This window comes from Paenibacillus silvestris, from assembly GCF_009882985.1.
Taxonomy (GTDB): domain Bacteria; phylum Bacillota; class Bacilli; order Paenibacillales; family NBRC-103111; genus Paenibacillus_E; species Paenibacillus_E silvestris.
In genome coordinates, this window is the sequence record NZ_WTUZ01000001.1 from 169,362 (window position 1) to 180,013 (window position 10,652).

The 10,652-nt window shown below is 47.0% G+C and carries 10 protein-coding genes; 5 read left to right on the forward strand and 5 right to left on the reverse strand.

Translation table 11 applies throughout. The features are described 5' to 3' along the window. Positions 1–25: 25 nt before the first annotated feature. Complete coding sequence (locus GQF01_RS00350; protein ID WP_161404672.1) at positions 26–1,234, reverse strand: MFS transporter; 1,209 nt, start codon at positions 1,232–1,234, stop codon at positions 26–28. A gap of 120 nt (positions 1,235–1,354) precedes the next feature. Beyond that, positions 1,355–2,116, reverse strand: coding sequence for an SDR family oxidoreductase (locus GQF01_RS00355; protein WP_161404675.1), 762 nt, complete (start codon positions 2,114–2,116; stop codon positions 1,355–1,357). Between the two features lie 225 nt (positions 2,117–2,341). Here GQF01_RS00355 and GQF01_RS00360 point away from each other — a divergent pair, with 225 nt between their 5' ends. Further along, a complete protein-coding gene (locus GQF01_RS00360; protein WP_161404678.1) occupies positions 2,342–3,211 on the forward strand; it encodes a helix-turn-helix transcriptional regulator in 870 nt (289 codons plus the stop codon). A gap of 311 nt (positions 3,212–3,522) precedes the next feature. Here the strand turns inward: GQF01_RS00360 and GQF01_RS00365 are convergent, their stop codons facing one another. Further along, positions 3,523–4,560 carry an aldo/keto reductase gene (locus tag GQF01_RS00365; RefSeq protein WP_161404681.1) on the reverse strand — a complete coding sequence of 346 codons (1,038 nt, stop codon included), beginning with the start codon at positions 4,558–4,560 and terminating at the stop codon, positions 3,523–3,525. A gap of 240 nt (positions 4,561–4,800) precedes the next feature. On the opposite strand from GQF01_RS00365, the gene GQF01_RS00370 reads away from it, so the two are divergent. Further along, entirely contained in the window at positions 4,801–5,727 is a 927-nt protein-coding gene (locus GQF01_RS00370) for an AraC family transcriptional regulator (RefSeq protein ID WP_161404684.1), read from the forward strand. A 245-nt stretch (positions 5,728–5,972) separates the two neighbouring features. Further along, positions 5,973–6,563 (forward strand): NAD(P)H-dependent oxidoreductase, encoded by a 591-nt coding sequence (locus GQF01_RS00375; RefSeq protein ID WP_161404686.1) that lies wholly within the window; start codon positions 5,973–5,975, stop codon positions 6,561–6,563. A 356-nt stretch (positions 6,564–6,919) separates the two neighbouring features. On the opposite strand, the gene GQF01_RS00380 is transcribed toward GQF01_RS00375, so the two are convergent. Beyond that, positions 6,920–7,420, reverse strand: coding sequence for a Rossmann-fold NAD(P)-binding domain-containing protein (locus tag GQF01_RS00380; protein WP_235958662.1), 501 nt, complete (start codon positions 7,418–7,420; stop codon positions 6,920–6,922). Between the two features lie 53 nt (positions 7,421–7,473). Here GQF01_RS00380 and GQF01_RS00385 point away from each other — a divergent pair, with 53 nt between their 5' ends. After that, a complete protein-coding gene (locus tag GQF01_RS00385) occupies positions 7,474–7,833 on the forward strand; it encodes an ABC transporter ATP-binding protein (protein WP_328803368.1) in 360 nt (119 codons plus the stop codon). 175 nt (positions 7,834–8,008) lie between these two features. Here GQF01_RS00385 and GQF01_RS00390 read toward each other — a convergent pair whose 3' ends face one another. Beyond that, the gene (locus GQF01_RS00390) at positions 8,009–9,139 is read right to left on the reverse strand and encodes a glycoside hydrolase family 88/105 protein (RefSeq protein WP_235958664.1); all 1,131 of its coding nucleotides are present in this window, start codon (positions 9,137–9,139) and stop codon (positions 8,009–8,011) included. 149 nt (positions 9,140–9,288) lie between these two features. Here GQF01_RS00390 and GQF01_RS00395 point away from each other — a divergent pair, with 149 nt between their 5' ends. Further along, a complete protein-coding gene (locus tag GQF01_RS00395) occupies positions 9,289–10,125 on the forward strand; it encodes an AraC family transcriptional regulator (RefSeq protein WP_161404690.1) in 837 nt (278 codons plus the stop codon). Positions 10,126–10,652 lie beyond the last annotated feature (527 nt).

Below are 10,652 nucleotides of genomic sequence, written 5' to 3' on the forward strand. Positions count from 1 at the left end.
TGAAATCATCTCGGCATGAAACGGTTTAAGCTGAAATACGCGATATTTCTTCTGCTTGCTGGTTATCGTGGTGCGATTGAGATTGAGATCTTATTCTGCGGAACATGACGGCAGTGGTCACAGCGGCTACTGCAATAGAAGAAGCAGCGATCCATGTGATGGCGTTCAACGAAATATTGTCGATGACAACGCCTCCGATCCCAGCCCCCGCAGCCATCGCAAGTTGCAACACGGAGGTGTTGAGGCCAAGCATGATACCGGATGCCTTTGGAGACAATGTAATTAGATAATATTGTTGGGTTGGAGCGGATGACCAGGAGAAGAACGACCAGAGCATCAGCAATGAGAAAACAAGGAAGGTTCCGGTGCCTGAGGCCGCCGATAACAAGATTAGCATCACCATATTTAATATCATCCCACCGGTTAATGTCCTAGCTACACCCCAGCGATCAGTGCTGAATCCCCCTGCCTTTGAGCCGATAAGACTAGCGATACCATATGCGAACAGGGCTGCACTAACCCATCTCTCGTTCATCCCGACAACTTCAAGCAGATAAGGCGACAAGTACGTGAAGGCAATGGCATAACCCAGTATCCAGAAGAACGTGATTGCTAGCGCCAGAGCAATTCGAGGTCTTTTCACCATTGCCAGTTGCTTGGATAAGGGTACAGGTTCATCCCCTTCCATCGGCGGGATCGACCGAGCTACAACGGGTAGACCGATAATGGAAAGCAGAGCAATGCCGACGAAGATCAGCTTCCAGTCGTATGAGGCTGCGATTATGCGGCCAATTGGCACACCTAAAATTAGCGATGCGCTTATTCCCATGAGCACGATCGCTATTGCACCACCCTGTTTATTTGGAGCAGCCAACTTAGAGGCTACGGTAAGGGATGTCACCACAAAAACACCTGTTCCAAGTGCCATAATTACCCTTGCCAGAATCATAAATCCGTAACCCGGCAAAATCACCATAAGTACATTACCGACAATAATAAGACCAAGCGAGTAAAGGAGCAAGTCGCGTCGGTTGAGCCGGGTTGTGATTGCCATCATAATGGGCGTACCTAAGGCGTAAGCCAGCGAGAAGGCCGTTATTAATTGGCCAGCTGCGGATAACGACACTCCAACATCTTCAGCAACTTTATCTAAAATGCCCGCGATCATGTATTCGGATGTACCGATCAGAAAGCTAACCGCGGCAAGCATATATATTTTCCAGTATTGTCTCATGGTTGATCATATCCCTCAGTTTAATTTGTTTTTTATTGAGAAGTAGGTGACTGCCATCGGGATGGCAGTCACCTACTCTTATCCATTTCCATTAACAAAATAAAATTTAATCTTTGCAGCTTACCAAGGTAGTTCAGTATCCAAATGAATGAATTTACCTGTTGGGCCATCTGCAGGCAAAGTAGCGAGCCGCACGCTTGTCCTTGCGCCATCTGTCACATCTGTGTCAGCGTATTTGCCGCCTAGCTCTGTTTTAACCCAGCCCGGGTGGGCTGAATTCACTTTAATTGGCGTCTCCCTCAGTTCATGCGCAAGTTGGATGGTAAAGCTATTCACTGCTGCTTTCGAAGCGTTGTAAGCTAGTAGCTTTAAATCGTATATAGGTGAAGCGGGATCCGCTTGGAGCGTAAGAGAACCAAGTATACTTGATAAATTTACGATTCTGGCGGCAGGCGCTTTGCGAAGCAACGGAAGAAGAAGTTGTGTAAGCTCAACCTGTGCGAAGAAGTTGGCGTCGAACGTTTGGCGCAGAACCTCCGAAGAAATAGCGGTTGTATTGTTCATTGGGGCAAGATGCTCGATCTCTAGCTGAACGCCTGCGTTGTTAATAAGCATGTCGAGTTTCCCATAGTGCTGATCAAAGTAAGCATAAGCTCCCCGGCGGTCATCCGTACTCGTAATATCGAGCGTTAGAACTTCTGCTTGAATCCCTTCGGTGAGAAGCTCTCCCTTCACTTCTTCACCTTTAGTCCGATTACGAGTTCCGATGACCACTATTGCGCCTAGTCTTCCAAGTTCGCGCGCTGTCTCTAGGCCAATCCCCCGGTTACCTCCCGTGATAAAAGCCACTTTGCCTTCAAGATATTTATCGTTTGTTGTCATTATCATTCTCCTCCTTGTTGTTTCGTGCAAGAACATCATAATACGATTATTCATAATGAGGCAGTACCGCGTTTATTGTGCAATTACCGATGCTACAACTCCTGAACCTAGTACTAGGACTACCACTCTATTGATCAGGATTCTGAGTTGAATCAGTCAAAGTTTGCTTTTTGCCGCAGAAAGAGGAAAATAGTAAAAAGACAACGACTCGGGAGGAATCAAGTCATGAGTGAAGATATGCGCCGCAAGGAGCTTGCTGATTTTCTAAAAAACCGCCGTCAAAGATTAGCTCCAGAAGCGGTCGGCTTACCCGCACCAAGCGGTGTCCGTCGCCGCTCTAGAGGGCTACGCCGTGAAGAAGTGGCTACGCTTGCCGGAATTTCACTGCATTGGTATACCGCGATGGAGCAAGGTCGAGATATTCGGGTGTCTGACAGCGTCCTGGAAAGCTTGGCACGAACGCTTCAGTTGCAGCAGGATGAAAGGGCACATTTATTTATGCTGGCCAACCGTAACGTACCGCTGGAGACTTCATCAGAAGCGTCCCCGACTCTGCAATCAGACCCCGAATTGGATCTAATCGTAAACCAATTCGGAGAAATGCCCGTTTACGCGATAGATGGGCAATGGAATCTGATGACTTGGAATAAGGCGGCAGAAGAACTGTTTGGCGGATTTCGTCATTCCTGCAAAAAGAGTGGAAAGAAAAATTTTATTTGGCTGCTATTTACTGATCCAGAATTACGGGGCAGATTTGTGGACTGGGAGACATCGGCCGCCAAGCTGGTCGCTGCATTTCGAACAGCTTATGCCCGACGAATGGAAAATCCCTGTGTGAGTTCGATCGTCGAAGATTTGGGAAATGCCAGCGCGGAATTTACGGAGATGTGGAAACGTCACGATGTCAGGTGTCTGCGCGAAAATCTATTTCCCCTAACTCACCCGGCCGTAAGTGAAATTAATTTGCTGTCTAACGCCTTTTATGCTGCTGAGAGAGAGGATGTCACGCTGGTCGTTTACACACCCGCGACTGCGATCGACGCAGAAAGGTTGAATAAGCTTCAGGAGAAGATTGAAGTCCATGGTGCCGTGTAGTCCGGCGCAATATTTGACGTTCACCATGGCGAATGAGATAAAATTACGTCATTATAATCCATCCAAATATCCATTTTTTGCGTTGTTTTATTCGCCATTTTACTCCGCACTGCCTTAAGCGAACAATAAAGCGATAGACTACAGAAGGAGGTTAGCGTGTCAATGTGCTATCAAATCTCCTTTCTTCAGGGCTGTGAGGGCTATCTCACGACCTAATCCCGGAGAACTAAAATGAAAACGGCAGCCCATTAAGGGCCGCCGTTTTCTCGGTTATTGAAGGGATAAATTCCGAAATGGAATCATTTTGAACCTTATTGATGCCCGGCCGATTCCAGTCTGCCGTTCTTTTGGTATTCAACCATCCAACCCGGATATTCTGGCGGCAGGGCGCTAACCTCGTCGAGACGCCGAATTTCTTCGTCGGTCAGCTCCAGATCCGCGGCGGCCAAGTTGGCCCCGAGCTGATCAAGGCGCTTCGCGCCGACGAGAACGGAGGTTACGACCTGCCTGGTCAGCAGCCAGGCCAAAGCAATACTTGCGGGGTTTGTCCCATGCGCTTCCGCAATGGGTTTAACGGTGTCGATAATGTTCCAAGCGCGTTCCTTGTCCACGATCGGAAAATCTGTTGCCGACCGGCGCGAATCCTCCGCTTTCTGATTGTGACGGTCGTAACGGCCGGACAGCAGACCGCCGGCTAGCGGGCTCCAAACCAGCAGCCCCATTTTTTTCGCTTCCAGCATCGGCCCCAGCTCGCGCTCCAAATCGCGGCCGGCAAGCGAATAATAAGCTTGAAGCGTTTCAAAGCGGGCTATATTTTTCTGATTCGAAATACCGAGAGCATCCGCGATCTTCCAGGCATGCCAATTGGATACGCCAATGTACCGAACTTTCCCTTGCCTGATCAGATCGTCCAGCGCCCGCAGCGTTTCTTCCACAGGGGTCAAGAAATCGTCGGCATGGATTTGGTATAGGTCGATATAATCGGTTTGAAGCCGCTTCAAGCTGGCTTCTACGCCATCCATGATATGGCCTCTCGAAGCCCCCACATCGTTACGGCCCTGACCAACCCGCATGGCTACTTTGGTAGCCACGACGACGTCTTTTCGCGCGATCCCCAGATTGCGGAATGACTGACCGAGCGTGATTTCACTGTCGCCGCTTCCGTAAACATCGGCCGTATCGAAGAAATTGATGCCGATATCAACGCTCTTTTTTACCATTTGATCGGCTTCCTCCTGCCCGACGGCCCCGACGACTTTATGATTCCCTTGTCCACTGCTGAAGGTCATGGCCCCTAATGCGAGCCGCGAAACCAGCAGTCCCGTATTGCCAAGCTGTTTATACTCCATTTGGAATAACCTCCTTGTTTCTATATGAACGTGAACTCACCCGGGACAGAACTCGATGCGCATCCGTTTATTCTTTTCCCGGATACCCGTTATTATCCGGCAGAACCGCTAGAAAGGATAGTTCAATCTTCCGGTAATTTCTGCCTAATCGTCCTGAAGGCGAGCTTCATTGCTTTTCCGATTTTCGCATGTTTAAATATTTTCTAAGATGACAAATCGAAGAGGAGAAGGAAAAAAGCAATGAATAACCGCCAGACAGACGCAAAAGAGACACTTGACCGGCTATTGGCTTCCTGTTTAAAAATCCCTTTGGCTTCGGGCGCTTCGCGGACGGCGATCCCGTTTCTTGCCGTGTTAAAGGAAAGCGGTCCTACTTTGTTATCCCATGGCGTTCTCAAGCCTTCCCTTTGTATCGTTCTGCAAGGAAGGAAGAGGCTGCAGATAGGGGCTAAAGAAATAGAATATACGGCAGGAGATTTTCTTTCCGCAAGCATAGATATGCCGGTCAACGGTCAGGTGACGATCGCTTCGTCCCAATCGCCATATATCGCCTTACGGATTGATCTTACCCCGGGCGAAGTGGCTGCCGTCGCATCGGAAGCCAACTTGGATCTCCGTCCGGAAACGGGATTGCAACCGGGTCTCTTCGTAGGGAAGCCCTGCTTGGAGGTGCTTGAAGGTTTTGAGAAGCTTCTCCGTCTATCGTTGGACGCCCGGGCTGCCGAATACCTCGCTCCGGCCATCAAGCGGGAAATTATTTATCGCTTGTTGGACGGCGAAGAAGGGCCGCTCTTTTACAAAAACATGTTATTACATCAAGATGCTTCCGGGATCGGGAAAGTGATCGACTGGATCAAGGGTAACTTCGACAGTCCCTTAACGATCGAGGAACTGGCCGAGCTCGGGAATATGAGCATCTCAAATTTGCACTATAAATTCAAAGAAGTAACCTCCATGGCTCCTCTGCAGTACCAAAAGCGGCTTCGGCTGCAGGAAGCGCGCAGGCTTCTGCTTGATGGCGCCAACGTAACGGAAACGGCGCTGCAGGTCGGTTACCAGAGCTCAACGCAATTTAGCCGCGAGTACAAGAGATTGTTCGGTCTTTCGCCGCTGAGACATATTCGGGTTACTATCCATGAAGGCGGTCTGCCCCCGCGGAAAGGGTAATGCCGGATGGACAGTTAGCCGCTTCGAATCGGCGCGTTTTCCAAATCGTTTCTGACAGACGATCGATCGGCTGCTGTTCTCAACTAAAGAGCAGCCATATGGAACAAAATGGAAGGATTCTAACGAGTGCTGTCGAATATACATGGATGATTACTTAGATTATTTGGAGGTGAATAGATCATGCTCACATCGTTTGAACATGATTTAGAAATGTTGAAAAATAATGTGATTGGAGGTCATATGGAATGAAGCATCTTGTAGTCTATGCCCATCCAGAACCTGAAAGTTTTAATCGTGCTATATTGGAAACCACGATCACTGTATTGAAACAAAACGGTCATGAGGTTAATGTGCGTGATTTGTATTCGCTCAATTTCCAACCTGTGCTAAAACCAGAGGATACGGCTGCTATGAGAGCTGGACACACTCCGCAGGATATTAAAACGGAACAGGAATTTATCACCCAAGCGGACGCAATTACATTTATTTATCCAATCTGGTGGACGGGGCTCCCCGCTATCCTTAAAGGTTATGTTGACCGTGTGTACTCTTACGGCTTTGCCTATAGTGTTGGTGAATCAGGCATCATTAAAATGCTGACAGGTAAGAAAGGTTTTATTATCAATACACACGGTACTCCTCAAGAGATTTACAATGAGATTGGTATGACCGATGGATTGAAAATCACGTCTGATATTGGTATCTTTGACTTCGTTGGTATTGAGCCAGTAGGACATTTATTATTTGGTAGTATCGGGTTCCTCGATGACGAATCGTATTACAAAGGGCTGCTAAAGGAAGTTGAAAACAAGGTTGATTCACTATTTCCACAATGAATTCAAACCACATAAGTGTATAGGCTGCCAAACACAGGCAGCCTGTTTTATTAATTTGGATTCATTATTTTTCTTTAGAAGAAATTAATTTATTGAGCTAACGCAGAACGATACCACAATGATACAGCCTGTCGAAGCGGATTCGGCAGGCTGTTAACGGGCCTGTTTTCGGTTGTTAGTCAAAGTGGAAACATTTTTTGATTTCAAAATGAAGAAGTCACCAGAGCGGTCCTACTTATTAAAATTGTTGACTTATGATGCACAATATAGTCCAGCCAGATACTATTAGCTTAAGTAGTAGGAATTATAGGGGGGCCCAAGCAGCCATTTATGACTTAAGGTACGCCATCCTTTTTTTATGCAAAATAATGTCCTTTTTCGAGATCAGCAATCAATCCGGGTTGCATCGGTATCCAGCCCAGAAGCTCCCTTGTTGCCAGGCTTGCTTGCGTAGTGTTATACAAGCTGGTGATGTCTAATGCCGCAATTCTGCCAAGAAAGCCGAAATGGGCGGTTGCTTTTTCAGGTGTTATGCTGACCGCCGGCACGTTCAATTGCCGCGCGATGACCGCGGCGATCTCTCGGAGCGAAATGCCTTCATCGCCGGCGCCAAGCAGGCGTGAGCCCGCCGGGGCGATTTCCAGCGCCAGACGGTACAGGACCGCAGCATCCAGGCGATGAACTGCCGGCCAGTGGTTCGTTCCGTCGCCGATGTAGGCGGCGAAGCCCTTCGCCCGGGCGATGTTGATCATCATTGGCACAAAGCCCTTATCACCTGCACCGTGCACGGATGGTGCAAGCGAGACGATTGATGCCCGAATACCCCGATCTGCCATTTCGAGCACTGCATGATCCACAGTATGTCCATTTGCGTGAGCCGTGGTAATGAACGGCTTTCCGGAGCCTTCGAGTGGAGCTGCCGCTTATTTATCGAGGGATGAGTAGAAAAGAGCGGGAGCCGCTTGTCATGAAAGCGCTGGAAGCGGTGGATATCGTGGAACGCAGGAAGCATCTGCCGTCTGAGCTTTCTGGCGGGCAGCAGCAACGAGTTGCGATTGCCCGGACATTGGCGGGCGATCCAGCCATTATCCTGGCGGATGAGCCTACCGGTGCGCTGGATTCGAAGACGAGTGCGGAGATTTTGGAGATTTTTAAGAGGTTGAATGAGCAGGGCAGGACGATCGTTTTGATTACGCATGATCTGGCTATTGCTCAGAAGGCGAAGCGGGTTGTGTATTTTCGGGATGGGAAGTTGAGTGAGGTTGGATAGGATGAGGACCGGGACTCCGTTGGGGTTCCGGTTTTTAATATCCACTCTTATTTAGCCATTCAATAGCAGGGAGGACAGTCGAATTATCGTCGGCCTGTCCTTTCCTTATCATAGGAATGCCTCAATTCTCTTTTACGCCTGATTCGCTGTAAGAAAGGATTTGAAATTATTCATTTTATTGATATTTGACTAGGCTCATTTCGACACACATGAGAATAAATGCGCCTGCGCCATGCAAATCATTTTCGCTAGTCGGACGGGCGATATAGTGGGCGTAGTCCCCAATCCCTGTACCGATGCAGATCTGGCCGATGATCACATGACCGTTCTCGTCGAACTTCAGCGTATCAATTACCCCTTGATAGCCTTTCCAGGCATAATCCAAATACTTTGCGTCCAGATAGCCTAACCGTACTGCTTTCGCAATGGCATGAACGTACAAGGCTGTACAGGAGCTTTCCAGCCAATTATCTTCCATATCACCCTTGTCAACAACTTGATACCACAGACCTGTGGCGGTATCTTGATAGTGTGTTAAGGCGATGAGCAGGTTTTGAAGGATGTTAGTGAGTTGTGCTTTATCCTTATGGTTCTCAGGGAGGTATTCGAACATCTCAAGCAAAGCGACAGGGTACCAGCCGATTGCGCGACCCCAGAACTCCGGTGCCAAGCCTGTAGCAGGGTCAGCCCAAGCAGCACTTTTGGTTTCATCCCAACCGTGGTATAACAGGCCTGTGTTAGAGTCCTTGGTATGCTTCTCCATCAAAATCGCTTGGTAGGTCATCATGTCAAAATATTCACTCTCACCGAAGATCTTGCCGAATTGAACGGCAATCGGTCCAGCCATATACAACCCGTCCAGCCACATTTGATTCGGATAATGTCCCTTATGCCAGAATCCGCCGGATGGATTAGTTCTCCATGATTTTAAAAGAGGTACTAGTGTGTACAGAGCTTCTTTATACCGCTCATCGCCTGTTTGTTCTAACAAGTTAAAGAGAAGTACACCAGGTTGAATATCATCCAGTTCGTCTGGGTTGTACTTCTTAATGCTACCGTCCGTAAGTACCTGGCTGTCCACCCACCGTTTAATATAGTCATAATATTTATTATTTTTGGTTTCTCGCCAGCACTTCTCCATTCCTGAAAGAAAGACGCCTTGATGATAGTGGAACCTATCCGGTGGTAAATATTCAGGCTCAAATTTGACCATTAATGCCTCGCAGGCCTTCTCTGCCCATTGAATGGGGGTTCGTGCCTCTTTTTCTGTATGTTTGGTCTGCATATTAGCTTCTGAAGAACTCATTTGGTTCATTCCTCCTTCTCGTAATAAGTCTATCTTAGCAAAGGAATATGTACATTTTTTGCTGAAACTATTTCATTCTTCTTATATCTTGTAGTAAATAAATAGTGGCGTATAATAAATGGCAAATCGAATGAAAGGAAGAGCACAAAATGGGCGATTTTCAATTCGATAACCGAGAAGGTACCTTCTCGGTATCTTATAGGAAAGCATTGAGTCATCATATGCCGATCAGTCACTTTCATAGTACATTTGAAGTCTTCTATTTGATATCCGGCAAACGGGAATTCTTTATTAAGGATAGAACGATCGTGATCAACGAGGGGGATGTCATCATTATCTCTCCGAATATTTTGCATAGGACAACCAATACGGAAATGCCTAAGCATGAACGGCTCATCGTGAATATTCATGAGAACTATATGGCCTCGGTGAATGCTTTGTATAGAGACATTTTGCAACCGATGTTTGAAAATGAGTATCTCATTGTGAAATGTTCTCTATATGATAAGCTTGCCATCGAGGCGCTTGGGCAAAGTATCAGGCAGGAGATGCAGGAGAAGAAGATGGGCTTCGAAATGTATGCACAGACTTTGGTGCTGCAGATGCTCATGATTTGCTGCCGGCATGTCATAAAAAACAGCATAGAAACGATGGAATCTCCTAGCTCCATGCATGAAAGAATCTCGGAAGTTGTCCGTTATATCAACAATTACTATATGCAGGAGTTATCGCTTCATCTGCTTGCAGAGAAATTTTATGTTAGCCCTTATTATTTAAGTCGTTTTTTTAAAGAAGCGACAGGTTTTACGTTCGTGGAGTATTTGAACAGTGTCAGGGTCAAGGAGGCAAAGAAGCTTCTTGAACGAACCTCCATGAAAGTCAGCCTGATTGGCAAGAAAGTCGGCTTCGGTAGTGTTACACATTTCGGGCGTGTATTTAAGTCAGTTACGAGACATGCCCCGTTATATTACAGAAAGAATAAGTAGTGTTAGTAAAATCTATGGATATGATATCCATCTTCGGTTTCAAGGGAGTGTCAGAAATAGCTAAAATCAAGCTATTTTCCGACACTCCCTTTTTGGTGCGCACCGTATATCTATGTTCTTGGCTGTTGGAGTTTTTTCAGTTATTGAGATTGTCAAGATACAGCATCGTATACCAGGTAATCATTAGGGGAGGGATTCTGGTATGTGGATTACATTTAGTAGGTTCTCAAGCTGTCCGGATCGCAATCTGTTCCATATGGATCAAGGTTAATAAATGTATATTGTTTGCAATGAACTAGCCCAATATATTTATCCATGTAAGTGTTTTCATTATTCCTGAGAAGGGGGATGCTGTTGCTCGTTATTAGTTCATTGATCGAATCGAAAAAATCGATTGCAGGGAGTCTTTACACGAAGAGGCTTTCACTGAAGAAGCGTGCAAATACCACTCTGGTGTTTGCAATGCTTGCCGCCTTTTTTTCAAAGTGTTTATTACTGTGGGTGTGAAGTGCAGCCATCAAAGTATA

Excerpts from the sequence above, each read along its gene's own strand:
- GQF01_RS00390 (WP_235958664.1), bottom strand. The coding sequence starts at position 9,139 with ATGAGTTCTTCAGAAGCTAATATGCAGACCAAACATACAGAAAAAGAG.
- GQF01_RS00375 (WP_161404686.1), top strand. The coding sequence starts at position 5,973 with ATGAAGCATCTTGTAGTCTATGCCCATCCAGAACCTGAAAGTTTTAAT.
- GQF01_RS00355 (WP_161404675.1), bottom strand. The coding sequence starts at position 2,116 with ATGACAACAAACGATAAATATCTTGAAGGCAAAGTGGCTTTTATCACG.
- GQF01_RS00365 (WP_161404681.1), bottom strand. The coding sequence starts at position 4,560 with ATGGAGTATAAACAGCTTGGCAATACGGGACTGCTGGTTTCGCGGCTC.
- GQF01_RS00395 (WP_161404690.1), top strand. The coding sequence starts at position 9,289 with ATGGGCGATTTTCAATTCGATAACCGAGAAGGTACCTTCTCGGTATCT.
- GQF01_RS00350 (WP_161404672.1), bottom strand. The coding sequence starts at position 1,234 with ATGAGACAATACTGGAAAATATATATGCTTGCCGCGGTTAGCTTTCTG.
- GQF01_RS00370 (WP_161404684.1), top strand. The coding sequence starts at position 4,801 with ATGAATAACCGCCAGACAGACGCAAAAGAGACACTTGACCGGCTATTG.
- GQF01_RS00360 (WP_161404678.1), top strand. The coding sequence starts at position 2,342 with ATGAGTGAAGATATGCGCCGCAAGGAGCTTGCTGATTTTCTAAAAAAC.